This window comes from Phytohabitans aurantiacus (genome assembly GCF_027923225.1).
GTDB lineage: Bacteria > Actinomycetota > Actinomycetes > Mycobacteriales > Micromonosporaceae > Phytohabitans > Phytohabitans aurantiacus.
Genome location: NZ_BSDI01000013.1, coordinates 63,412 through 87,320, shown reverse-complemented (window position 1 = coordinate 87,320; position 23,909 = coordinate 63,412). Strand labels below are relative to the sequence as shown.

General features: G+C 70.5%; 24 protein-coding genes and 3 tRNA genes. 6 read left to right on the top strand and 21 right to left on the bottom strand.

What is annotated here, in order from left to right:
- From QMG73_RS15825 to QMG73_RS15795, 7 genes are all read right to left on the bottom strand, one after another.
- The gene (locus QMG73_RS15825; protein ID WP_281896174.1) at positions 1-447 is read right to left on the bottom strand and encodes a MaoC family dehydratase N-terminal domain-containing protein; all 447 of its coding nucleotides are present in this window, start codon (positions 445-447) and stop codon (positions 1-3) included.
- 34 nt (positions 448-481) lie between these two features.
- Positions 482-649 carry a 50S ribosomal protein L33 gene (gene rpmG, locus QMG73_RS15820; RefSeq protein WP_167925014.1) on the bottom strand — a complete coding sequence of 56 codons (168 nt, stop codon included), beginning with the start codon at positions 647-649 and terminating at the stop codon, positions 482-484.
- Positions 650-743: 94 nt separating this feature from the next.
- Positions 744-816 (bottom strand) — tRNA-Met (locus tag QMG73_RS15815).
- Positions 817-841: 25 nt separating this feature from the next.
- A tRNA-Thr gene (locus tag QMG73_RS15810) sits at positions 842-914 on the bottom strand.
- Positions 915-992: 78 nt separating this feature from the next.
- On the bottom strand, positions 993-3,524 hold the full coding sequence (locus QMG73_RS15805; protein ID WP_281896168.1) for a putative bifunctional diguanylate cyclase/phosphodiesterase: 2,532 nt from the start codon (positions 3,522-3,524) through the stop codon (positions 993-995).
- Between the two features lie 3 nt (positions 3,525-3,527).
- Positions 3,528-3,710, bottom strand: coding sequence for a hypothetical protein (locus QMG73_RS15800; RefSeq protein WP_281896167.1), 183 nt, complete (start codon positions 3,708-3,710; stop codon positions 3,528-3,530).
- Between the two features lie 715 nt (positions 3,711-4,425).
- Positions 4,426-4,506, bottom strand: a tRNA-Tyr gene (locus QMG73_RS15795).
- A gap of 125 nt (positions 4,507-4,631) precedes the next feature.
- Here QMG73_RS15795 and QMG73_RS15790 point away from each other — a divergent pair.
- Positions 4,632-5,126: a YajQ family cyclic di-GMP-binding protein gene (locus tag QMG73_RS15790; RefSeq protein WP_281896165.1), complete on the top strand. Its 495-nt coding sequence runs from the start codon at positions 4,632-4,634 to the stop codon at positions 5,124-5,126.
- Here QMG73_RS15790 and QMG73_RS15785 read toward each other — a convergent pair.
- From QMG73_RS15785 to QMG73_RS15735, 11 genes are all read right to left on the bottom strand, one after another.
- Positions 5,110-6,387 (bottom strand): MFS transporter, encoded by a 1,278-nt coding sequence (locus tag QMG73_RS15785; protein WP_309299480.1) that lies wholly within the window; start codon positions 6,385-6,387, stop codon positions 5,110-5,112. The genes QMG73_RS15790 and QMG73_RS15785 overlap by 17 nt on opposite strands.
- A 239-nt stretch (positions 6,388-6,626) precedes the next feature.
- Positions 6,627-7,502, bottom strand: a complete 876-nt coding sequence (htpX, locus tag QMG73_RS15780) for a zinc metalloprotease HtpX (RefSeq protein WP_281896163.1) — start codon at positions 7,500-7,502, stop codon at positions 6,627-6,629.
- 89 nt (positions 7,503-7,591) lie between these two features.
- The gene (locus tag QMG73_RS15775) at positions 7,592-9,025 is read right to left on the bottom strand and encodes an NADH-quinone oxidoreductase subunit N (protein WP_281896160.1); all 1,434 of its coding nucleotides are present in this window, start codon (positions 9,023-9,025) and stop codon (positions 7,592-7,594) included.
- Between the two features lie 112 nt (positions 9,026-9,137).
- On the bottom strand, positions 9,138-10,613 hold the full coding sequence (locus tag QMG73_RS15770) for a complex I subunit 4 family protein (protein ID WP_281896159.1): 1,476 nt from the start codon (positions 10,611-10,613) through the stop codon (positions 9,138-9,140).
- Entirely contained in the window at positions 10,610-12,382 is a 1,773-nt protein-coding gene (locus QMG73_RS15765; protein WP_281896158.1) for an NADH-quinone oxidoreductase subunit 5 family protein, read from the bottom strand. Before QMG73_RS15765 ends, QMG73_RS15770 begins: the two co-directional genes overlap by 4 nt.
- Positions 12,379-12,693 (bottom strand): NADH-quinone oxidoreductase subunit NuoK, encoded by a 315-nt coding sequence (gene nuoK / locus QMG73_RS15760; RefSeq protein ID WP_281896155.1) that lies wholly within the window; start codon positions 12,691-12,693, stop codon positions 12,379-12,381. Before nuoK ends, QMG73_RS15765 begins: the two co-directional genes overlap by 4 nt.
- Positions 12,690-13,193, bottom strand: a complete 504-nt coding sequence (locus QMG73_RS15755) for an NADH-quinone oxidoreductase subunit J family protein (RefSeq protein ID WP_281896153.1) — start codon at positions 13,191-13,193, stop codon at positions 12,690-12,692. Before QMG73_RS15755 ends, nuoK begins: the two co-directional genes overlap by 4 nt.
- Positions 13,190-13,699, bottom strand: a complete 510-nt coding sequence (locus QMG73_RS15750; protein WP_281896150.1) for a NuoI/complex I 23 kDa subunit family protein — start codon at positions 13,697-13,699, stop codon at positions 13,190-13,192. Before QMG73_RS15750 ends, QMG73_RS15755 begins: the two co-directional genes overlap by 4 nt.
- 51 nt (positions 13,700-13,750) lie before the next feature.
- Positions 13,751-14,713, bottom strand: coding sequence for an NADH-quinone oxidoreductase subunit NuoH (gene nuoH / locus QMG73_RS15745; RefSeq protein WP_281896148.1), 963 nt, complete (start codon positions 14,711-14,713; stop codon positions 13,751-13,753).
- A complete protein-coding gene (locus QMG73_RS15740) occupies positions 14,713-15,285 on the bottom strand; it encodes an NADH-quinone oxidoreductase subunit C (RefSeq protein WP_281896146.1) in 573 nt (190 codons plus the stop codon). The genes nuoH and QMG73_RS15740 overlap by 1 nt, the downstream gene beginning before the upstream one ends.
- Before the next feature lie 90 nt (positions 15,286-15,375).
- Positions 15,376-16,266: a carbohydrate kinase family protein gene (locus QMG73_RS15735; RefSeq protein WP_281896144.1), complete on the bottom strand. Its 891-nt coding sequence runs from the start codon at positions 16,264-16,266 to the stop codon at positions 15,376-15,378.
- Positions 16,267-16,285: 19 nt separating this feature from the next.
- Here QMG73_RS15735 and QMG73_RS15730 point away from each other — a divergent pair, with 19 nt between their 5' ends.
- On the top strand, positions 16,286-17,257 hold the full coding sequence (locus QMG73_RS15730) for an isopenicillin N synthase family dioxygenase (protein ID WP_281896141.1): 972 nt from the start codon (positions 16,286-16,288) through the stop codon (positions 17,255-17,257).
- A gap of 114 nt (positions 17,258-17,371) precedes the next feature.
- On the opposite strand, the gene QMG73_RS15725 is transcribed toward QMG73_RS15730, so the two are convergent.
- The gene (locus QMG73_RS15725) at positions 17,372-18,283 is read right to left on the bottom strand and encodes a bifunctional helix-turn-helix transcriptional regulator/GNAT family N-acetyltransferase (protein ID WP_281896139.1); all 912 of its coding nucleotides are present in this window, start codon (positions 18,281-18,283) and stop codon (positions 17,372-17,374) included.
- Positions 18,284-18,360: 77 nt separating this feature from the next.
- Between QMG73_RS15725 and QMG73_RS15720 the strand changes: the two genes are divergently transcribed.
- From QMG73_RS15720 to QMG73_RS15710, 3 genes are read left to right on the top strand one after another with little or no spacing between them, the layout of a single operon-like run.
- Positions 18,361-18,864 (top strand): SigE family RNA polymerase sigma factor, encoded by a 504-nt coding sequence (locus QMG73_RS15720; protein WP_281896137.1) that lies wholly within the window; start codon positions 18,361-18,363, stop codon positions 18,862-18,864.
- Positions 18,857-19,579 carry a hypothetical protein gene (locus QMG73_RS15715; RefSeq protein ID WP_281896134.1) on the top strand — a complete coding sequence of 241 codons (723 nt, stop codon included), beginning with the start codon at positions 18,857-18,859 and terminating at the stop codon, positions 19,577-19,579. Before QMG73_RS15720 ends, QMG73_RS15715 begins: the two co-directional genes overlap by 8 nt.
- 20 nt (positions 19,580-19,599) lie before the next feature.
- Positions 19,600-20,640, top strand: a complete 1,041-nt coding sequence (locus tag QMG73_RS15710) for a glucose 1-dehydrogenase (RefSeq protein WP_281896133.1) — start codon at positions 19,600-19,602, stop codon at positions 20,638-20,640.
- Here the strand turns inward: QMG73_RS15710 and QMG73_RS15705 are convergent.
- A complete protein-coding gene (locus tag QMG73_RS15705) occupies positions 20,629-21,621 on the bottom strand; it encodes a medium chain dehydrogenase/reductase family protein (protein WP_281896131.1) in 993 nt (330 codons plus the stop codon). The genes QMG73_RS15710 and QMG73_RS15705 overlap by 12 nt on opposite strands.
- A gap of 54 nt (positions 21,622-21,675) precedes the next feature.
- On the opposite strand from QMG73_RS15705, the gene QMG73_RS15700 reads away from it, so the two are divergent.
- Complete coding sequence (locus QMG73_RS15700; protein WP_281896129.1) at positions 21,676-22,338, top strand: TetR/AcrR family transcriptional regulator; 663 nt, start codon at positions 21,676-21,678, stop codon at positions 22,336-22,338.
- 233 nt (positions 22,339-22,571) lie between these two features.
- Here QMG73_RS15700 and QMG73_RS15695 read toward each other — a convergent pair whose 3' ends face one another.
- Positions 22,572-23,882 carry a DUF2252 domain-containing protein gene (locus QMG73_RS15695; RefSeq protein WP_281896126.1) on the bottom strand — a complete coding sequence of 437 codons (1,311 nt, stop codon included), beginning with the start codon at positions 23,880-23,882 and terminating at the stop codon, positions 22,572-22,574.
- Between the last annotated feature and the right edge of the window lie 27 nt (positions 23,883-23,909).

Sequence of the window (23,909 nt, the reverse complement as noted above, 5' to 3'; positions counted from 1 at the left end):
TCAGCCCTCCCCGCGCACGACGAGCTTGGACCAAGCCGTGACCACCAGATCACCGGATGCCGACGCGACGTCGGTGCGCATGGTCAGGAAGTCGTGCCCGCCCCGCGACCGAATCTCCTCGATCGTGTTGGTGGAGACCAGCTCATCACCGGCGACGATCGGCCGGGTGTACTCGAAGCGCTGGTCGCCGTGCACCACACGTCTGTAGTCGACGCCCAGCTCCGGGTCGTCGACGATCTGGCGGTTGGCCGCCATCGTGATCACGACTGCGAAGGTGGGCGGCGCGACGACGTCGGCATAGCCCGCCGCGCGCGCGGCCTCGGGGTCGTGATGCAGGTCGTCGGCGGCACCGATGGCAGTCGCGAACTCACGAATCTTTTCGCGGCCGACCTGGTAAGAAGCGGTCGGCGGATAGCTGCGACCGGCGAAGGACGGGTCCAAGGGCATGCCGCCGAACTTACCGGCAGCAGGCCCTTTCAACCTATCGAGTCTCGCGGTGTGCGGTGTGCTTGCCGCAACGCGGGCAGAACTTCTTCAGCTCGATGCGGTCCGGGTCGTTGCGACGGTTCTTGCGCGTGATGTAGTTGCGCTCCTTGCACTCCACACACGCCATAGTGATCTTGGGACGGACGTCGGTCGCCTTGGCCACGGCGGAGTGCCTTCCTCGCTAACGGACTAACCTACCGGCGTACGAGAGTACCCGGACACGCAAAGTGGGCGCCAACCGGCGCCCGTCTCGTGCGTAGCGGTGGCCGGACTTGAACCGGCGACACAGCGATTATGAGCCGCTTGCTCTGCCATCTGAGCTACACCGCCGCGTTGGGCCCAAGGTGACCCGCTGAGCCCCCTTACGGAATCGAACCGTAGACCTTCTCCTTACCATGGAGACGCTCTGCCGACTGAGCTAAGGGGGCGCGTGCGCAGGGGTAAGAGTACACGGCAGCCTCCGCGACAGGAAATCGGATAGGCCGTGTCGAGGCTTACGTCTGGACCTAAGTCACGGCCCGCAGACGGCGGACCTCGCCGAGCGGCGTGGGCTCCGATTCGGTACGCGCACCGAACCACGCCTCCAGCCGCTCGTACGGCAGCGGACGGCTGAAGAGGAAGCCCTGCCCGACCTCGCAGCCCATCTCCTTGAGCAGCTCCAGCGTCAGCTCACTCTCGACGCCCTCGGCCACCACGGTCAGCCCGAACTGCAGCGACAGCGCCACCACGGCCCGCACGATCGCCAGGTCGCCGGGGTCGGTCGCCATGCCCTGCACGAAGGTCCGGTCGATCTTCACCTCGTGTACTGGCAGGCGGCGCAGATAGGACAGTGACGAGTACCCGGTGCCGAAGTCGTCGACCGAGAGCCGTACGCCCAGGTCGCGCAGCCGGCGCAAGGTGGGCATCGGGCGCTCGGTCGGCCCGACGACGCTGTCTTCCTTGATTTCGAAGGTGACCTGCTCGGGTGCCACCCCGTACTCGCCCAGAAGGGCCTCCACCCGCGCCGGGAAGCCCGGGTCGATGAGAGTACGAGGAGAAAGGTTGACCGCGACGGAGAGCGGGCGGTCGGCGTCGGCCCAGTCTCGGCAGCGCCGTAGCCCTTCCCTGAGCACCGCTTCGGTGAGCCGGCCGAGCTGGCCGGTGTGCTCCGCGACGGCGACGAAGTCTTCCGGCGCCACCGCGCCATGCGCGGGGTGCTCCCACCGTGCGAGGCACTCGACACCCACCAGGCGGCGGTCGGTCAGCAGCACCTTCGGCTGGAAGTACACCTCGAGATCGTCGTTGTCGAGCGCCCGGCGCAGGTCGCCGGCGAGCTCCAGGCGGCGCACCGACCGCGACTCCAAGCCCGCGCTGAAAAGCTGGACTCCACCGGGCATGGCCTTGGCGGACGTCGCGGCCACGTCGGCACGCTGCAGCAGCGTCGCGGGGTCGCTTCCGTGATCAGGATGGACGGCGACACCGATGGCCATGTCGACGTCGAGCGTCAGCGCGCCGAACACCATGGGATCGCGGACCTGCTCGCGCAGTTGGATGGCCAGGTCGGTGGCCGCCTCGGCGCTCTCGGCCCGCAGGTTGACCACGAACTCGTCGCCACCGACGCGTCCCACCAGGGCGGCCGGCGGAGCGTGCCGGCGCAGCCGGCTGGCCACCTCGGCGAGCAGCTTGTCGCCGGCGGCGTGCCCGAGTGACTCGTTGACGTCGCGCAGCCGGTCGATGTCGAAGAGCAGTACCGCGACCACCTCGCCGGGCGCGCGCACCGCGACCGACTCTTCCAGCGCTTCGGTGATGCGCCGGCGGTTGGCGAGGGCGGTGAGGCCGTCGTGGTAGGCGTCGTAGCGCAACCGGTCGACGAGCCGCGAGTTTTCCACCGCGACACCGGTGTGAGCGGCGATCGTCTCGAGCATCCGCACGTCGCCGCTCGTGAACTGGCCGAGGTCGCCCATCCGGTTGACCACTTCGAGACTGCCCACGACCGCCCGGCCAGAGCGCAGCGGCGTGATGATGACATCCTTGACCCGCGCCTCGCGGAGCGTCTGTCGCAAGCCTTCGTCGCCACCGAGCCGGGCGCCGAGAGCGACCGTCTGGCCGCCATCCTTCCTTACCAGGGCCCGCACTTCTGCGGGCGCCGGCGCGATGTCGAGGAGTCCGGAATCATCGACGCGTGCGGAGAGCAACACCTCCGGGTGCCGCCCCTGCGCGGGCAGCCACAGCGTCGCGTACTCGGCCTGCATCATGGCGCGCACGCGACCCAGCAGCGCGTCGGCGAGCGACCCGCCCTGAGGCGCCTCGCTGATCGCCCGGGTCAGGTCGTACAGATCGGAGAGCATCCTGTGCTGGCGCAGGAACCGCGCATATGACCGGTAGACCAGCACCAGCACGACGGCGAGTGCGGCCAGCAACAACGCTGCCCACAGCGTCACAGATAGGACGATCACGATCGTCAGGCCGACCACCACGTTGATCGCCGCTGTGATCAGCCCGATCCCGGCGGTGCGCAAGACCTCGATGCCCGCCTGCGTCCCCTGTACCAGCGTGTGCACGCCGGCCACCGCGGCCAACGTAACCAGGGTGCTCGTGCTCACGGCCGCGAAGAGGATGCCCCAGGTGCCCGGCCCCACCCCCTCCATCGGGGGGAATGCCAGCAGCACCAAGCCTGCGAGCGACGTCGCCGCGGCGGTCTTCGCGACGTTGAATCCCGCCTTCACCGGCGCGCTGTGGCGACGCAACTGCGTGATGATCGCGCCGACCGTGAAGACGAACACCACCATCAGCGTCGGCAGGTAGAAGAACGCGAGCGTCAGAGGGATCTCGTTGATCGTGATGAAGTATCCCTGGCGGCGCACCACGAAGTGGAAGACCGCGACCTCGGCGGCCACGAAGACGCCCAGGATGAGACCAGCGTCAGCCCACGCTCCGGCCGGTTGGCCGTCGACCAACCCGATCGCTGTTGCCCAGATCGTCGCGAGAACTACCAGCGGGCCCGTGATCAGCCAAGCCTGGTTGGCCGAACGGCGCCCGACGCGCTGCCGTTGGGCCATGACTCAGAGCCCGAAGATGCTGCCGGCTCCCGCCCCGGAACCACCGTCAACACCTGGCACGGTCCACACTGCGCCCCAGTCCCAGTCCATGGTGGTGAAACCGCCGGAGCCCACGGTGGAGACGACAACCACAGCGGCCAGCGCCAGAACCAAGCCGGCGAGTCGGCCCAGTCTGCCTGCGCGCATCGAATCGCTCCTGTCGGGGGATGACCAAATATGACGGGTCAGTGAGAGGTTCCCCTGATCGTGCCACATCCAGGCGGCGAGACACACACTCATCCGCCCGTTGGCACCACAGTACGCAAAATCCTGACTGAAAGGCTGACCGCAACCTTGGCTTAGTTTTAAGTCACGGCTCACTTCTGGCACCACCAGGAACACGCTGACCAGGCACAACACTTGAGAAAAGTTCGGTTTTCCCGGTTTTGCGAGGAGTCAATAGAGGCGATAGGAAGCGCTTTATGCGGTAGTGGCGATGTTTGCTGTTCGTCTGGTTTGTCTACCACTTCTTTTCTTCACCCCCCATGATCACCCCCACCGACACCAGCACCCCTAGGTCCATCGACACCCATACCCACTCCCCGCCGCGCCGCGCAGCGCGGCACCCCGCCCCGCGCACCCCGCCCCGCGCGGCGCGCCTGGCGCGCCGATCAAGGGCAAACGCACGTGGTTGGATCTCTTTTTCGCGTGCATTTGCCCTTGATCAACGCAATCTTCCTTGATCGAGCGGCGCTGCTGATGGGTGGCGGGTCGCGCAGACTCGCAAGGGCCGTGCCTGACCAGCGCAGGCGTGTCGCCTGTGGACAGACGTTGTCACCGAGAGCGCCCGGCGGATAGCGGGACACAACAAGATCGGCCCCTGCCAGCATCAACGCTGGTCAGGGGCCGATCGGAGAGCCTGTGGCGGGTAGAGGATTCGAACCTCTGTAGCTTTCGCGACGGATTTACAGTCCGCTCCCATTGGCCGCTCGGGCAACCCGCCTAGGGCGTGCCGCCGCATCGTTCGCGGCAGCGGAAGCAAGGATAGCGGGTGCACCGGGGTGCCCTGCAAACGGGTACGGTCGGACACCAGAGACCCACGGACGCCACGTAGCAGGAGCATGAATCATGGCAGCGAACCCGTCGTTCGACATCGTTAGCAAGGTCGACCGGCAGGAGATCGACAACGCGCTCCACCAGACGGAGAAGGAGCTCTCCACTCGCTTCGACTTCCGCGGCACGGGTGCCCAGATCTCCTGGTCAGGCGAGGAAGGCGTGAGCCTGCAGGCGGAGACCGAAGACCGCGTCAAGGCGGCTCTGGAGGTCTTCAAGGAGAAGCTGGTCAAGCGGAACATCTCGCTCAAGTCCCTGGAGTCCGGCGAGCCGCGTAGCTCCGGCAGGACGTACAAGATCGACTGCACGGTCCTCCAGGGCATCAACCAGGAGAAGGCCAAGGCGATCACCAAGAAGATCCGCGACGAGGGCCCGAAGGGCGTTCAGGCGCAGATCCAGGGTGACCAGTTGCGGGTGACCGGCAAGAAGAAGGACGACCTGCAGGCGGTCATCACGCTGCTGAAGCAGGAAGACTTCGGGGTCGCACTCCAGTTCACGAACTACCGGTAGCGGCCAGCGCCTGGTCGAGGCGGGCGGTGGCGAGGGCGTCCGCGCGGGCGATACCGCCGGATGGCATCGCGGTCACGATGGCAGCGGCGCCCACCGCCGCGCCCGCGAAGATGAACGCCCACGGCACTCCACCGGGCTGGTCGACGATCACGCCCGCGACGGAGCCGCCGACCGCGCTGAACGCCACGGCCACGGTCACCATCCAGGTGTACGCCTCGTTCAGCATGCTGGGCGGGGCGATCCGGCCGACCATGTTGTTCTCGACGGTGAGGGCCGGCGCGATCGTGGCGCCGCCCACCGCGAGTGCCAGGCCTAGTGCGATCGGGCTGGGCATGAGCGGAAACACCGCAAACGTGGCCGCCAGCGCACCGAGCAGGAGCGCGAACTGCCGGGCCTGGTTGCGGGCGGGACGCAGTACGCCGAACCAGATGCCACCCACCGCACTGCCCAGCGCCCACACGGCGAGCAGTACGCCGCCGAGGCTGTCGCCGGTGCTGTGGGCGGCGGCGTAGGCGGGTACAGTCACGGCCGCCGCACCGAAGGCGGTGCCCAGGCCGGCGGCGCAGATGAGCAGGGCGGGAAAGCCGGCGACGCGGAGCGGGCCGAGGCCTCGCGTCTGGGCCTCGTCCGGGTGGCGGCGCCAGGCCCGCATCGCCCGGCCACGAGCGACGGCCACGGTGCCGCCGAGCGTGACGGTGGCGACGCCGAGGATCGCGGCGGCGGGGCTGGCTACCAGTACGAAGCCGGCGACCAGTAGCGCGCCGAACACGAACACGAGTTCGAACAGCGAGGTTTCCACAGCCATGGCGGCGCCGCGCAGGTGGTGACGGCCGCCGCCGGGGTCGGTCAGGCTGCTCCAGGCGCCGCGGATCGCGGCGGTGAGCGGCGGGTACGTCGCACCGGCCAGCGCCGAGCCGGCGAACACCAGGGGCATCGCCTCGGCGGCCGTGGCGGCCAGGAGCACGATCAGGGCGAGCGGGTGCGCGATACCGGTGGCAAGGAGTACCCGGGACGGACCGATCCGGTCCGCGACGCGCCCGGCGACCGGGCTGAGCGCGGCGCCGGCGATGGCGTAGATGCCGCCCGCGATGGCGGCGGGCGTGTACCGGCCGGCGAGGTCCTCGACGAGGAGCAGGAGAGCGAGCGGGGTCATGCCGATGCCTAGGCGAGCGATGATCCCCACGACGAGCAGTACCGGCGCGCCGGGAATCCGCCATACCGCCAGGTAACGGCCCAGCGCCGCCACAGCCAACCTCCCCATGTAATGAGCGAACTGCCGCTTCGACCCTAACCAGAGAGCCTGGCCGGCACGAAGGCCGTGGTGCCGGACGTCACACCATCCGCCGATCAAGGGCATCCGCATGGATCAAGGGCGAACGCACGCGGATCGGTGATCAAACCACGTGCGTTCGCCCTTGATCGGCGGAAAGAGCGGCCAGCGCGGCGCGCCCGCGGACCGCGCGGAGCCCCGCAAAGCGGGGCGCGGAGCGCGGGCGGTTGTTAGCGGTACTCGATGGGGCCGGACTGGGCGGCCATCTGCTCCAAGCGGCGGACGCGCTCGGCCATCGGCGGATGGGTGGAGAAGAGGCCCGCCAGGCCGCCGCCCTTCAACGGGTTGGCGATCATCAGGTGAGCCTGGCTGGCGAGCTGACCCTCGGGCGGGAGCGGCAGCTTCTGGGTGCCGTAGTGGATCTTCCGGAGCGCCGATGCCAGCGCCAGCGGGTCACGGGTGAGGCTCGCGCCCGACGCGTCAGCCTGGTACTCGCGGCTCCGGCTGATCGCCATCTGGATCACGCCGGCGGCCAGCGGGCCGAGAATCAGCATGAGCAGCAGGGCTGCCGGGTTGACGCCGTCGTCGTCGCTGCCGCCGAACGGCAGGAAGATCGCCATGTGCGCGATCACGGTGATGATGCTCGCCAGCGCGCCGGCGACGCTCGCGATCAGGATGTCGCGGTTGTAGACGTGCGACAGCTCGTGACCGATGACGCCGCGCAGCTCGCGGTAGTCGAGGATCTCGGTGATGCCCTGGGTGACGCAGACCGCGGCGTTGCGCGGGTTGCGTCCCGTGGCGAACGCGTTGGGCTGTGGCGTCGGGCTCACGTAGAGGCGGGGCATTGGCTGCCCGGCCTCGGTGGCCAGCTCACGGACCATCTGGTACAGCGCGGGGAACTGCGCCTCGCTGACCGGTTGGGCCCGCATCGAGCGCAGTGCGATCTTGTCGGAGAAGAAGTAGCTGATGCCGTTCATGGCCAGCGCGACGAACAGCGCGATGACCAGACCAGAGGTGCCGCCGAACCAGTAGCCGACGGCCAGCACGAATGCGGATAGCAGGCCGAGCAGAGCGGCCGTCTTGAGACCGTTCCGGAAGCTGTGCACGATCACTCCTTCAGCACGCGAAGCCTGTGGGCTCCGGTACCCCTTCAAACAACCGGGTACCCCTCTGATCTTCCGCGCGTAGCTGAGAGTTAGCTGTTAACCGCGTCGAGCACTAGTTGAGGGGCGAATCCGACGATCACCACGATCAATGTGACGGCGGCGAGCGTGGTGACGACCGGCCACGGCACGCGAGGCGGAGTGGCACGGATCACCGGAGCGTAGAGGAGTGCGGAAACACGTACATAATAGGCCAAACCGACCACGGCATTGAGTGCGACGACGACCGCGAGCCAGCCGGCACCGCCTTCCAGCAGTGATCGCACGACCGCGACCTTCGCGAAAAGGCCGGCCAATCCGGGCGGCAGCCCGGCGAGGCCGATGAGCGCGAGCACCAGCGCCGCGCCCACCCAGGGCCGCTGCCGGGCGGCGCCGCGGTACTCCTCCAGCGTCCCGCCGTCGTCGCCCGGCCGCAGCGCGACCACCGCGCCGAAGGCGGCGAGCTCCAGCACCACGTAGAAGACGGTGTACGCGAGCGTCGCCGCGACCGCCGTGCCCAGCTCGGCGCGGCCGTCGGCCAGCATGAACGCGCCCAGCGGCGCCAGGATGTACCCGGCCTGCGCCACCGACGACCAGGCCAGCAGGCGCACCATCCGGGTCTGCCGCAGGGCGACCAGGTTGCCAACGGTCATGGTCAGCACGGCGAGCACCGCCAGCGCCGGACCGGACTTGTCGAGTGCGGGGCGCAGCCCGTCGACCACGGCGTACAGGATGGCGATGATGCCGCCCAGCTTCGAGGCGGTCGACAGGTAGGCGGCGATGGGGACCGGGGCGCCGTCGTACGCGGCGGGGGCCCACGCGTGGAACGGCACCGCCGCGACCTTGAACGCGAGCCCGGCGAGGATGAGCACCACCGCCACGCTGGTCAGCGGGAGGTCGGGCAGGTCGCCGGTGGCGAGGGTGCTGAAGTGCACCCGGCCCGCGACCGCGTAGAGGAGGGCGGCGCCGAGCAGAGTCACGGCGGTCGCCACGACGCTCACCACGAAGAAGGTGACCGCGCCCTCGGCGCTCGCCACTGTGCGCCGCCGCAGGCCCACCAGCACGTAGAGGGGCAGGGTCAGGGTCTCCAGCGCCACGATCAACGTGATCAGGTCGCCGGCCGAGCCGAGGACCACGCCGCCGGTCATCGAGCAGGCTAGGAGGAAGGCGTACTCCCCCGGCGGGATGTCGCGGGTCGCGGCCGAGATGCCCAGCACACCGAGCGTGAGCAGCGCGAACAGGGCCGCCACCAGCGCCGACCTGTCGGTCGACAGGAACGAGCACGCGTCGCCCGCGCAGAACGTCGCCCGGTCGTCGCCCCGGCCCACGATCACGGCGCCCGCGGCGGTCGCCGCCGCACCCAGGGCCGCCGACGCGAAAACCACCCCGCGTCGCCCTACGAACAGATCCGCGAGCAGCGCCAGTACGGCGGTGCCGGCCGCCAGATACGCCGGCAGCAGTGCAACGTGGTCGACCTGCTGGGTCATGCGCCGCCTCCCGCAGCCGCCACAAAGCGGAGGGAGCGCAGCGACTTGCGGCTACCGGGAGGCTTCGGGGCGCGTGATCCCCGCGAGCGGAGGCGAGCGTGGAATTCCAGGGTCATGGCAGCGCCTCCAAGAGGGCCTGCACGGGGCCGTCGGCCATTCCTAGTACGAGGCCGGGCACCAGCCCCACGGCGAGCGCGAGCACCACGAGCGGCGCCCAGGCGGCCACCTCGACGGGTGCCAGGGTCGGTGGGGCGAGCGAACCGATCGCCGGGCCGTGTGTGACGCGGCGGAGCAGGCGCAGGAAGTACGCGGCGGTCAGCGCGCCACCCACCGCCGCCACCACGCCGAGGGTCGTCCACAGTGGTCCGCCACGGTCGATCGCGGCGACCACGGCGAACGCCTCACCCCAGAACCCGGCCAGCCCCGGCAGGCCAAGCGACGCGATCGCCGCGAAGCCGAGCACGCCCGCCAGCCGGGGCGCGGTCTCGCGGAGGCCGCCGAGCTGGGCGAGGTCGCCGGTGTGCGCGCGTTCCTTGATGGCGCCGGCCAGGAAGAAGAGCAGGCCGGTGATGACGCCGTGCGCGACGTTGCCGATGAGGGCTGCCTGGATGCCGGTGGCGGTCAGCGTGGCGATGCCGAGCAGGACGAAGCCCATGTGGCCGACGCTGGAGTATGCGATCAGGCGCTTCAGCTCGGTCTGCGCCAGGCAGACCAGCGAGCCGATGATGATCGCGGCGACGGCCAGCACACCGAGCACCGGCGCGGCCCAGCGTGCGCCCTCGGGGGCCACCCCGACGGCGACCCGGATCAGGCCGTACGTGCCCATCTTCAGCAGCACGCCGGCCAGTATCACGCTGCCGACCGTGGGTGCCTGGGTGTGCGCGTCGGGCAGCCACGTGTGCAGCGGCCACAGCGGACTCTTCACCGCGAACCCGATCGCCAGCAGCGTGAACGCCACGAGCTGGGTGGTGCGCGACAGCTCGCCGCCTCCCGTGAGCGCCACGATGTCGGCGGTGCCCGCGCTCGCCACCACCGTGAACACGCCGACCAGCAGCAGCACCGAGCCGAAGAGCGTGTAGAGCACGAACTTGCGCGCGGCGTGCGCCCGGTCGCGGTCGCCCCAGACGGCGATGACCGCGTACATCGGCAGCAGCACGACCTCGAAGAACACGAAGAAGAGCACCAGGTCGAGCGCCAGGAACGTGCCCAGGATGCCGACCTCGATCACCAGCAGCAGCGCGACGAGCGTGTTGCCGCGGCCCGGCTCGGGGGCCCGCCACAGCGTGAACCCGCAGCACAGCAACGTCAGCAGGGCGGTGAGCACGACAAGGGGGTACGAGACACCGTCGACGCCCAGGTGGAAGTGCAGGTTGAGCGCCGGTACCCAGGAGTAGTCGACCTCGTGCCAGGGCCGCACCCCGGCCGGCCCGTACGAGAACCACGAGTCCCGGTACAGCGGCAGGCTGGCGAGCAGGGCGACGGCCGCCGCGACCGTGCCGGCGATGCGCCCCACGCGGTCGGGAAGCAGCGCGGCGGCTGCCGCACCGGCGGCCGGCACGGCGAGCACCACGATGAGCAGCGCGTTCACAGGAAGGCTCCTACCGCCGCGAGGAGGACAGCGGCCGCCAGGACCGCGGTGGCGGCCCTCGGGAGTGCGGACCGGTGGGCGCCGGCGACGCGCCGGGCAAGGGTCACGGTACCGGTCGCGGTGCCTTCGACCGCTCCGTCTACCAGGGACTCGTCGGCGCGCCGGACCACCGCGGCGAGGGCGCGTGCCGGACGTACGACGAGAGCGTGCTGGACCTCGTCGAGCCAGAACGCGCGGGCGAAGGCCGGGACGGCGGGCAGGTCGCGCCAGCCGAGCGCGACGCCCAGCGCGAGCAGCGCGACCGGGAGCAGCAGCCACGCGTCGATGTGCACGTCGTCGAGGCCGAGCGCGTCGCGGAACGCCGGCAGGAAGGCCGCGAGCCCGAGCAGGGCGCTCGGCACGGCCAGCACGACCACCGGCCACCGCATGAGCGGCGGCGGATCGTGCGCGGTCGATGTGTGTTTCACCCCGAGGAAGGTGCGGCGCAGTAGGCGGGTCGCGTACCACGCGGTGACCGCCACGCCCACCAGAGCGGCGATGAGCACCAGCCAGCCCACCCACGCGGGCGCCGGCCCTTCAGGGTGCCGCGCGACCGCGATGATCCCTTCCTTGCTCCAGAAGCCGGCGAGCGGCGGCAGCCCAGCGAGCGCGCCGAGCCCGATCGCGAACGACCAGAACGTCACCGGCATGTCGCGCCGCAGCCCACCCATCGCGGACATCAGGTTGCTGCCGACGGCGTGGATCACGCAGCCGGCCGCGAGGAAGAGCAGCGCCTTGAACGCGGCGTGCGTGAGCAGGTGGAACAGCGCCGCCGAGGTGGAGCCGACCGCGAGCGCGCCAGCCATGTACCCGATCTGCGAGACCGTCGACCAGGCCAGCACCCGCTTGATGTCGTCTTGCGCGGTCGCCGTCAGCGCGCCGATCAGCAGGGTGACGGCCGCCATCACGCCGAGCACGGCGAGCGCCGCGCCGGAGGAGAGGAACAGCGGGTACAGCCGGACGACCACGTATATGCCGGCCGCGACCATCGTGGCCGCGTGGATGAGCGCGGAGATCGGCGTGGGGCCGGCCATCGCGTCGGGCAGCCAGGTGTGCAGGGGGAACTGCGCGCTCTTGCCCGCCACCCCGGCGAGCAGCAGCAGGCAGGAGACCGTCACGGTGGTGCCGCTCAGGTCGGCGGCCAGCACGTCGGCGATGCGGAAGCTGCCGGCCGATACGCCGAGTACCGCGATGCCGAGCAGGAACCCGACGTCGCCGACCCGGGTGACGAGGAACGCCTTGACCGCCGCCGCGGGCGCTTCGGGCAGGCGCCGGTCGTGGCCGATGAGCAGGTACGAGCAGATGCCCATGACCTCCCAGCCGACCATGAGCATCATCAGGTCGCCGGCGACCACGACCAGCAGCATCGCCGCGGTGAAGAGGCTGACCTGGGCGGCGTACGGGGCGTACCGGTCGTCGTCACGCAGGTACGTGATCGAGTAGACCTGTACGGCCAGCGCCACCACGCCCACCGCGACCGCCACCAGCGCGGACGCCTGATCGAGGCGGACGCCGAGCGTCACCGCGAGCCCGCCGAAGTCGACCCACTCCCGGCTGCTCTCGTGCCCGTCGCCCACGGCGGCCAGCACCCAGATCGCCAGCGCGAGCGCCACCGCCGCACCGGCCACCGCGAGGGCGGCCGCCACCGCGCGGGCTCGTAGGGGCAGGAGGAGGCCGATCAGCGCCACGGCGAAGGGCACGGCCGGCAGCGCGAACCCGACCCCACTCATGCGTCGACCTTTTCTAGGGGTACGTCGTCGACCGCGACGGTCGCCCGGAGGCGGTAGAGCTGGAGGACGATCGCCAGCCCCACTCCCACCTCGGCGGCCGCGATCACGATCACGAAGAGCGCGAACACCTGCCCGGTCTGCGGCAGCGCGGCCCGGACCGTGGTGTCGGCGGTGATCAGGATGAGGTTGACGGCGTTGAGCATCAGCTCGACCGACATCAGCACGAGCACCGCGTTTCGGCGGCGGAGCACGCCGTACACGCCGAGGCCGAACAGCAGCGCGGCGGTGACGTACGGGATGACGGGCCTCATTCTCGTGTCCCTATGTCGGGGCGGGACACGACGATGGCCCCGACCAGCGCCGCCAGGAGCAGCACGGACAGCACCTCGAACGGCAGCACCCAGGAGCGGAAGATCTCGGTGCCGAGCCGCTCAGCGGTGCCGGCCTCGGGCAGGTCGACCTTGGTCCACCGGAACGCGTCGACCAGCAGCGCCGCCAGGCCCAGCCCCGCGCCGCCTCCGACCAGGAGCGCCGGCCAGCCGGGCCGGTCGAGGTCGTCGGACGCCCCGATCGGCGCCCGGGTCAACATCACCGCGAAGAGCAGCAGCACCACGACGGCACCGACGTAGATCAGCACCTGGACCCAGGCGACCAGCTCGGCGGTCAACACCAGGTACAGGCCGGCCACCGCCCCCAGGCACACCACCAGGTACAGGCCGGCGCGCACCAGATGTCTCGTGGTGACCACGAGCAGCCCGGAGCCCACCGCCACGGCACCGAGCCCGAGCAGCAACACGTCAGCGGCGGTCACCTCGGTGCCGCCTTCTTGACGGCGGCCGTCTCCTCCTTGGAGGGCTCGCCGTTGGGGTCGTGCGGTGGCGGCGGCGGCACGGTGGCCATCCACTCGCCGAGGCGGCTCTTGTCGTGCAGCAGGTCGCGGATGTCGTACTCGGCGTACTCGAACTCGGGTGTCCAGTACAGGGCGTCGAAAGGGCACGCCTCGATACAGATGCCGCAGTACATGCACAGCGAGAAGTCGATGTCGAAGCGGTCGAGCACGTTGCGCTGCCGAGCCCGGGCCGCGCCGGGCACCACGACCTCTTCCTTGTGCGAGTCGATGTAGATGCACCAGTCGGGGCACTCGCGGGCGCACAGCATGCAGACCGTGCAGTTCTCTTCGAGCAGCGCGATCACGCCCCGCGAGCGCGGGGGCAGGTCAGGCTCGACGTCCGGGTACTGCCGTGTGTGGGAACGGCGGGTCATCGTCTTGAGGGTGACCGCCAGCCCCTTCGCCAACCCCTCGCCAGGCACGCCCATGCCGCATATCCTGCCCCGTCTGACTCCGCGGCGCGAGCACCCGGCTACTAGCTACGTCGCGATCTTGACGGCGGCGGTCAAGACGAGCTGGGCCAGAGCGACCGGTACGAGCACCAGCCAGCACAGCCGCTGGAGCTGATCCTCGCGCAGCCGCGGGTACGTCACGCGCAGCCAGATGATCACGAACGACACGGCGAACACTTTGATCAGCGTCCACAGCCAGCCGAGGTAGTCGTCGCCGAACGGCCCCTGCCAGCCGCCCAGGAACAGCACGGTCGTCAGCGCGGCGATCACCACGATGCCGACGTACTCGGCGAGCAGGAAGAACGCGAACCGCAGTCCCGTGTACTCGGTCATGTACCCGAACACCAGCTCGGAGTCGGCGATCGGCATGTCGAAGGGCGGCCGCCGAATCTCGGCGACACCGGCGATGAAGAAGACCCCCAGGGCGGGCGCCTGCCACAGCAGCCACCACGGCTCCCACGCCTCGACGATGCCCGGCAACGACAGCGTGCCCGCCGCCATCGCGACGCTGGCCGCGGCGAGCACCAGCGGCAGCTCGTACCCGAGCAGCTGGGCCGCCGCCCGCAGCCCACCTAGCAGGCTGTACTTGTTGGCCGAGGCCCAGCCCGACATCAGTACAGCCACGACGCCGACGCCCACGACGGCGAGCGCGAAGAACAGTCCGATGTCGAGCGCCTGCCCGACCAGGTCATCGGGGCCGAGCGGGATGACCAGCAGCACCAGCAGGTACGGCACGAGCGCGACGAGCGGCGCCAACTGGAACACGGGCCGGTCGGCGGCGCGCGGGGTCACGTCTTCCTTCTGCACGAACTTGACGCCGTCGGCGATGAGCTGGGCCCAGCCGTGGAACGCGCCCGCGTACATGGGGCCGAGGCGGCCCTGCATGTGCGCCATCACCTTGTGTTCGGCCTGGCCGACGATCAGGGGCAGGGTCAGGAAGGCGACCACCACGCCGGCGACCCGGATGGTGAGCTCCAGCCACAGGGGCATCAGGCAGGCCCCCATTCACCGGGCGCGGGCACGCCGGGCGGCCGCATGGGAGCCCGTTTGCCGCCGCCGTGCCCCGACTCGCCTGGCTCTTTGGCGCCCGGCCACGCCTTCGCGACGCGGGAAGCGAGCACGAACTCCTTGCGCAGCGGGTGCCCCTCGAACTCGGGTGGCAGCAGCAGTGGCGCGAGGCCGGGGTGACCGACGAAGTCGACGCCGAACATCTCGTGGGTCTCCCGCTCGTGCCACGCGGCACCCGGGTAGATCGACACGACCGACCGGACGGCGGGCTCGGCGCGCGGCACGACCGTGCGGACCAGTACGCCGTGCCGCCAGCTCGTCGACCACAGGTGCGCGACGATCCCGAACCCGGACTCCAGCTCGTCGACCGCCGACAGCCAGTCGAAGAAGTCGCACGCGAGGCTGGTGTCGTCGCGCGCGGTGGTCAGCGCGCCGGCCCAGGCGTCCGGTGGTACGTCGACGGTGCCGCGCGCGTACGCCCCACCGCCCGATACGGTCGCCACGCCGTCCGTTACCAGCCCGGCGAGCCGCTCCCCGACCTCCTCCGGCGTCATGCAGGGGAGTCTAGGCCCTCGGGCCCGCCGAAGCCGCGTCGTGATCAGGGCGTCCCTCAAGTCGTTCTAACGACGTCAGGGACGCCCTGATCACGCAAGGAGCGCTGCGATCTCGGCGCGCGGCGGGGGAAGCGCGCCAGGGCGGGCGCAGACGGCGGCGGCGGTCGCCACGGCGTACCGCATGGCGTGGCCGACCGCCTCGGGGCTGAAGCCCTCCGCGCGGCTCAGCGCCGAGAGCAGGCCGGTGGTGAACGCGTCACCCGCGCCGACCGTGTCGGCGACGGTGATCTTCGGCGCGGCGCACTCGACCACCTGCCCATCGTGTACGCCCACGGCGCCCTTGCCGCCGCGTGTCACCACGACGAGGCGCGGCCCGTACCCGGCCCACCGCCGCGCCACCTCGACGTCGGACTCACCGGGCAGCAGCCAGCGCAGGTCCTCGTCGCTGACCTTGACGATGTCGGCGGTGCGCACGATCTCCTCGACCCGGGCGAGCGCGTCGGCCCGGTCGCCGACGAGCTTGGGCCGGACGTTGGGGTCGTACGAGACGAGCGTGCCGGCACTCCGGGCGGCCCGGATCAGCTCCAGCACCGCGTCCGCGCCCGGCGGCACCGCCGTCGCCAGCGAGCCGGTGTGCAGGAGGGTGACGCCGTCGAGGGCCGGCTTGCCCTGGTACGCCCAACCGAAACGGAAGTCGTACGTCGCGCCGCCGACCTCGTCGATCCGGGCGAACGCCACGCTGGTAGGCGCCTCGGTGACCGCGATGTCCGTAGGCGCGACGCCGTACGTGTCGAGGTGCTCCCGCAGCAGCCCACCGAACAGGTCCCCGCCGATCTCGGTCGCGAACCGCACCTCGTGCCCGTCGGCGACGAGCCCGACCGCCACGTTGAGCGGACTCCCGCCCGGCTTCGCGTCGAAGCTCCAACTGCCGCCACGACTGATCAGATCGACCAGGCTCTCGCCCACTACCAGGAACGTCACAAGCGTCAAGGATAGGGCTATGACAAGCACTCCCACCCTGCCCGTGATCGACCTCTCGGCGCCCGGTGACCGCCCGGCCCGGCAGATCGAGGCGGCCTGCCGCGACACCGGCTTCTTCTACCTGACCGGGCACGGGGTGCCTCCGGGGCTGTTGGGGAGCCTCGACGCCGCCAGCCGGGCGTTCTTCGCGCTGCCCGAAGCGGACAAGATGGAGATCGCGATGGACCGCGGCGGTCGCGCCTGGCGCGGGTACTTCCCGGTGGGCGGCGAGCTGACGTCGGGCCGACCCGACCTCAAGGAGGGCGTGTACTTCGGCACCGAGCTGCCCGACGACCACCCCCGGGTACGCGCCGGGCTCCCGCTGCACGGCCGCAACCTCTTCCCCCGCCAGGTGCCGGAGCTGCGCGCCGCGGTGCTGGCGTACCTGGACGCCCTCACCTCGGTCGGCCACTCGGTACTGCGTGCGGTGGCCCGGAGCCTGGACCTGCCGGCGGACTACTTCGAGGCGAGCTACACGGCCGAGCCGACCGTGCTCTTCCGGATCTTCCACTACCCGCCCTCCCCGCCTGGCAGCGACGACTGGGGCGTCGGGCAGCACACCGACTACGGGCTGCTCACCCTGCTCGCCCAGGACGACAACGGGGGCCTCTCGGTGCGTACCCCGGACGGCTGGATCGACGCGCCGCCGATTCCCGGTACGTTCGTGTGCAACATCGGCGACATGCTGGAGAAGCTGACCGGCGGCTGGTACCGCTCGACGCTGCACCGGGTGCGCAACGTGAGCGGGCGCGACCGGCTGTCGTACCCCTTCTTCTTCGATCCTGACTTCACCGCCGAGGTGCCGGCGCTGCCGGCGCGAACCCGGACCACCGCGGCCGGCGAGCCATGGTGGGATGGCGCAGACCCGCGCGCCTTCACCGGTACGTACGGCGACTACCTGCTCGGGAAGGTCGCGAAGGTGTTCCCGCAGCTGTCCGGCGACGTGCTCTGAACCCGCCCTCGCTGGGCGCCCAGTCGGCACTGTCGCGGCTGTCGACGGTCAGGCCGAGCGCGGACGCGGCGCCGAGGGCCAGCAGGAACAGGGCCAGGATCAGGAGTTCCATGGCTACAGGTCCCGTGACCAGATCTCGTCGACCATCTTGAAGCCGAAGGCGGTGGCCTCGCGCTGCTCGTCGAGCGTGAACCCGGCGCGCTCGTAGATGCGGTGCGCGTCCTTGGTCGCGTCGTACGTCCACAGCATGATCCGCTCGTACCCGGTGCGCTTGGCGAAGCGTAGGCACTCCTCGACGAGCCGGCCGCCGACGCCCATGCCTCGGGCGCTCGGCTCGACCAGCAGCAGCCGGAGCTGGGCGGTCTTGTCGTCGCGGCGTACGCACATGACGCAGCCGGCCGGAGCACCGTCGACCTCGGCGATCCAGACGGCCTCGCGGCGCGGGTCGTGGTCGGCGGCGTAGTCGGCGACGATCCGCGCGACGAGCGCCTCGAAGCTGGCGTCCCACCCGAACTCCCGTGCGTAGATCGCGCCGTGCCGCTGCACGATCCAGCCCAGGTCGCCGGGGGTCGGTGGGCGCAGGACGACGAGGTCGCGGCGGGTCGGCTCGCCGAGCAGGTCCTGGATGGTGGCCATGGCGCCGAGCAGCCGGCGCTGGTCGGCCTCGCCCAGGCCGCTCACCAGCTCGCCGATCTGCACGTCGGTGCGCTTGTCCAGCTCGGCCTGGGTGGCGCGGCCGGCCTCGGTCAGCTCGATCACCTGGCGGCGGGCGTCGACGGCCGATCGGGACCGGGTGATCATGCCGTCCGACTCGAAGCGGGCCAGGATGCGGCTGAGGTAGCCCGCGTCCAGGTCGAGCGCGCGGCGCAGGTCGACGACCTCGACGGAGTCCCGGTGCGCGAGCTCGAAGAGCACCCTGGCCTCGGTGAGCGTGTACGGAGTGCTCAGCATGCCCTCGCCAAGGACGCCGATCACCCGGGTGTAGAAGCGGTTGAAAGCGCGGATCTCCGCAACACGATCGCTCATTGCCCCACTCAACCTTTCCTTTGACTCCGTCAACTATTACTCCCCACGGGGCGTGACGCAAGCGGTTACCCTTGGCCGTGGCCGAGAACGGGGATTTCGCGGACTTCTACGCCGCGACCTTCCGTCCCTTGACCCTCCAGCTGTACGCGTACACCGGTGACCTCACCGAAGCGCAAGACGTCGTGCAGGAGGCGTTCAGCCGCGCACTCCCCCGATGGTCGAAGCTGAGCGGCTACGACGACCCGGCCGCCTGGGTGCGCCGGGTAGCGTGGAACCTCGCCACCAGCCGGTGGCGGCGCGCCCGACGGCTGCTGGACCTCACCCGCCACCAGCGCGTCGAGCCCGTCGCCGGGCCGACCCCAGATCGCATAGCGCTCATGGAGGCCCTGACGACGTTGCCGCCACGCCATCGCCAGGCCGTGGTGTTGCATTACCTGGCCGACCTGCCGGTTAATGAGATCGCCGACATCGCCGGGGTGGCCGAAGGCACCGTCAAATCATGGTTACATCGCGCGCGAGCGGCGCTCGCCATCAGAATGGCTGATCGGGAACCGGCCGGAAGGGAGACGGAGGATGTCTGACGACGACCCTCTGCGCTCCGCTTTCGACGGCTTCCGCGCCGACGCGCTGCCGGACCTCCAGGCACCCGGCGTGACCGACGTACGCCGCCGGTGGATCCGCCGGCGCGCTGTGCAGAGCGGCGCGGCGGTCGCCGTGGTCGCGGTACTGACCCTGACCGGGGTCGCGCTCGCCGGGCCGCTCAGCGCGGAACCGGAGATCACAGACTCGGCCAGCCCAGCGACCTCACCATCGCCGAGCGCCACGCCGAGCCCGTCGGCCGGCGCGACCAAGGTACGCCCGGACGCGGGCGACCAGACGCCGCGCAAGGACGGCGGCAACCAGGGCGGCAAGACGTGCCGGGAGTACGGCGAGGTCGACATCGCCGAGCCGATGACCGACGGCGCGATCACGCTCGCCGCGCGGGTCGACGCCGGCGACGAGCGCAAGCTGTGCCCCGGCGAGGTGATCCGGGTCTTCTGGGCGTCGTACGAGATCGACCCGGGCGGCATCCAGCGGCTCTTCGACTCCGGGACCGGGCGGCTCGACGCCGGCCAGCCCACCGTGCGCCTGGAAGTGCGGCTCCCGTCGGGCGACTGCCGGTCGTGGTACGTCGGCGCCGGCTCCGCCGAGATCCGCGAACTCATCCCGCCCGACGGCGGCGGCTACTCCAACGTCATCGACTCCAGCAAGGCCGACGTCTGTGTGGAGACCCCGGTTTCTCCCTCATCAACCTGATCATCCGACATGATGGCGGGGTGCGAGCAGTCACGATCACCCCGGGACAGCCGAACTCGCTGCGCCTCGTCGACGACGCTCCAGAGCCGCCCGAGTCCGAGGGCGCGGTGCTCGTGCACGCGATCGCCGTCGGCGTCTGCGGCACCGACCGCGAGATCATCGCTGGCGAATACGGCGAGGCGCCACCGGGTACCGGCCAGCTGATCATCGGCCACGAGTCGCTCGGCCGGGTCATCGAAGACCCGACCGGCACCCTCCAACCGGGCGATCTCGTGGCCGGCATCGTGCGGCTCCCCGACCCGGTGCCCTGCCTGAACTGTGCGGTCGGCGAGTGGGACATGTGCCGCAACGGCCTGTACACCGAGCATGGCATCAAGGCGCGCCACGGCTTCGCCCGCGAACGCTGGCGGGTCGAGCCCGACTTCGCGGTGCGGCTCGATCCCGCCCTGGAGTCCGTCGGCACGCTGCTGGAGCCGACCAGTGTCGTGGCCAAGGCGTGGGAGCACATCGAGCGGGTCGGCGTCCGGGCCCGCTGGGAGCCGGAGACGGTACTGGTCACCGGCGCGGGCCCGATCGGCCTGCTCGCCGCGCTGCTGGGTGCGCAGCGCGGGTTGGAAGTACACGTGCTGGATCGGGCTGTCGACGGGCCGAAACCGGCGCTCGTCACCGCGCTGGGCGCGACCTACCACACCGGACAGGTGGCCGACCTCGACCTTGAGCCCGACATCGTCGTGGAGTGCACCGGCGCTCCCCCGGTGGTCGTGCAGGTCATCGACAAGGTCGGCCCCACCGGGATCGTGTGCCTGACCGGCGTGTCGTCGGCCGGCAAGCAGGTCGGCGTCGACGTGGGAGCCCTCAACCGGGCCGTGGTGCTGGAGAACAACGTCGTCTTCGGCTCGGTCAACGCCAACCGTCGACACTGGACGGCGGCGGCGGTCGCGCTGGGCCGGGCCGACCTGCGGTGGCTCGAAAAGCTGATCAGCCGCCGAGTCTCCCTCGACCAGTACGCCGACGCCTACGCCCGCGACGACAACGACATCAAGGTGGTGCTAGGGCTCTAGCACGATCTTGCCGACGACGGCACGGTCCGTGAGCATGCGCAGCGCCTTCGGAGCCTCGGCGAGCGGCATGCGGACAGCCACGTCGGGCCGCAGCTCACCGGTGCGCAGCAGATCGATGACCGTGGCCAGGTCCTCGTCGAAGTGCCGCTCGTGGTTGATCGAGTAGAAGCGGCCCCGCCGGCCGTCCGGCTTGAGCGCCCACCACAGCATCTTGCCCATCGCGGACGCGAACGGCGCGAGGCGCCAGCCATTGTCGTCGACGGTCGCGGCGCTGCCGTACACGATCAGAATCCCGCCGCGGCCGAGCGCCCGGTGCGACTCGCGCAGGCCGGGGCCGGCGGCATGGTCGAAGACCGCCGCTACCCCGTCGGGCGCGAGCTCGCGGACCCGGTCAGCCAGGCCCGGCTCGCGGTAGTCGAGAGGGATCACGCCCATCGCGCGCAGCGTGTCGTGCTTGCCGGGCGAGGCGGTGCCGATGACCTTGGCGCCGGCCCGCTGCGCGAGCCGGACCAGCAGCGTGCCGACACCTCCCGCGGCGCCGTGGACAAGCACGGTTTGACCGGGACGCACTTTCGCGACGCGGTGCGTCATCTGGTACGCCGTGACACCGTTGGTGATGAGCGCGACGACCTCGCCGGCGTCCAACTCATCCGGTACTGGCACGAGGTGGGTCGCCTTCAGCACGATCCGCTCAGCCCAGGCACCCGTGCGCGTCATCGTGGCCACCCGCGCGCCGACCGGCAGTGCGACGCCTGATCCAACCGCCTCGACCCGGCCGACCAGGTCGTATCCGGGCACGAACGGGAACTTCGGCTGCGCGTAGTACCGCCCGCGAAGCATCTGCACCTCGGCGAACGCCACTCCGGTCGCCTCGACGCGCAGCCGCACCTCGCCCGGCCCGGGCTCGGCCAGCTCGCGCCGCTGAAGCTCCAGGACCTCGGGCCCGCCCGCGTGTGGCATGACCACCTGCGCCGTCTCCATCGTTATATCTCCTCACATACGTTAGAAGCTCTAACTCAGGTTAGACTCTCATCCGTGGAGAACGCAACACGCCGGGAGAGAATCCGCGCTCAGACACGCGAGGAGGCGAAGGCGGCCGCCCTACGGCAGATCGCCGCCGCCGGGCCGCAGTCGCTGTCGCTGAACGCGATCGGCAAGGAGCTGGGGATGACCGGGCCGGCTCTCTACCGGTACTTCGCGGGGCGGGACGAACTGCTCACCGAGCTGATCAGCGACGGATACCACGATCTGGCCGACGCGGTCCTGACAGCGGGAGCGGCGGTGGAGGGCCAGCCGCCAGCGGACCGCATCCGCGCGCTCGCCCGGGCGTACCGCGAGTGGGCGCTCGCCCAGCCACACCGGTACCTGCTGCTGTTCGGCACACCAGTGCCCGGATACGCCGCACCGGCGCACACGATCCAGGCGGCGACCCGCACGCTGAGCGCGTTCCTGGAGCCGCTGGCCGAGCTGGCTTCCGCCGCCCGCCACCCGGAGCTGGAACGGCAACTGGCCACCAGCCTCGCCGACCGCGACGGCAACACCGGCTGGGCGGGTGCGACGCTACGGCTGGGCGTGACCGGCTGGACCCGCATGCACGGCGTACTGAGCCTGGAGGTCGAAGGCCACTTCCAGACAATGGGCTTCGACCCCGCCCTCCTCTACGAAGCCGAAATCAACGACCTAATCGCCTCCGCCTAGCCCCGCCGCCCACCGCCCCCTCTTTCCGCCGATCAAGGGCAAATGCACGTGGTTCGATCGCTTTTCCGCGTGCGTTCGCCCTTGATCCCGGCGATTGCCCTTGATCGCCCGCAGCCTCGCCCTGCGCGAGTCACGGTCAACCCCCGCCGAGGCGGGGTGGGTCGTGGGGACGCGGAGGGTGCGGCCGCGGGAGCGACGGTATGGAGCGCGACGGGCGTCGCGGCAGCTCAAAACTAGAGGCCGGGGAGGAGGCTGTTGCGGAAGAGGTCGACGAAGATCTGGTGGTCGCGGCGGGCTTGGGCGCCGTATGCGTGGGCGAACTCGACCAGGTGTGGCACGAACCCGTCGGGGTCGCGGTCGACGGCCGCGACGATCGCCTCTTCGGTGGAGAAGTCGACCAGGTCGTGGCTGGACTCGTCGTCGGCGACCGAGTGCATCCGGGCGACCGCCCGGCCGAGGTCCGTGACCACGCCCGCCAGTTCGTCGGCCTCGTTGACGTCGGCCCAGTCCAGGTCGGCGGCGTACGGCGACACCTCGGCGACGAGCTGGCCGACGCCGCCCAGCTCGGTGAAGCCCAGCCACGGGTCGGCGCTGGCCTGGAGCGCCCGCTGCGATTCCGCCGTGCGGTGCCCCTGGTGCCGGAAGTAGGCGCGCACCTTCTCGTCGGCGATGTGCCGGGCCACCGCCGGCACCTGCGCCTGCTTCACGTAGATGATCACGTCGTTTTCCAGCGCCTGGGTGTGCCCCTCCAGCAACAGGTTGTACGACGGCAGGCCGGCCGAGCCGATGCCGACGCCCTTACGGAGCACGACATCCTTGATGTGCGAGGCGATCGGCCGGTGCGCCTCATTGCCCGCCGGCAGCGTCGTCAGGTACTGCTCAAACGCGGCCACCACGACCTCCCTGGTGGACTCGTCGATCTCGTACACGCCGTCGCCCAGCGAGAAGCGCCGCTCGTAGTTGTCGATCGTGGTCTGGGTGGCGAGCAACTCCACCCGGGCGTTCAGCCGAGCCTGCTGGAGCACGGTGCGCAGCACGCCGTCGGCGTTGTCGAGGGTGATCGAGCCGATCGCGTCGTCGCCACCCGCCGCGATCGCGCGCAGCTCGGTCAGGTACGCCCCGGCGAAGCGGGTCACCAGGTCGGTGATCACCGCGTCGGAGAGCGCCTTGGCGTACCCGATGAGCGCCACGCTCGCGCAGAACCGCTTGAGGTCCCACACGAACGGCCCGACGTACGCCTCGTCGAAGTCGTTGACGTTGAAGACGAGTTGGCCGGACGCGTTCATGTACGTGCCGAAGTTCTCCGCGTGCAGGTCGCCGTGGATCCACACCCGGCTGGTCCACTCGTCGAGGAACCGGTCGTCGGCGAAGTCACCGGTCACGTCGGCGTAGAACAGCGCCGCGCTGCCCCGGTAGAACGCGAAGGGGGAGGCCGCCATCTTGCGAAACTTGCGCCGGAACGCGGCCGGGTCGATCGCCATCAGCGCACCGAACTCGCGCAGCAGCACCTCGGTGATCATCTCGGGCCGCTCGTCGTCACCCATATTCGGACGGTAGCCGGCCATGACCAG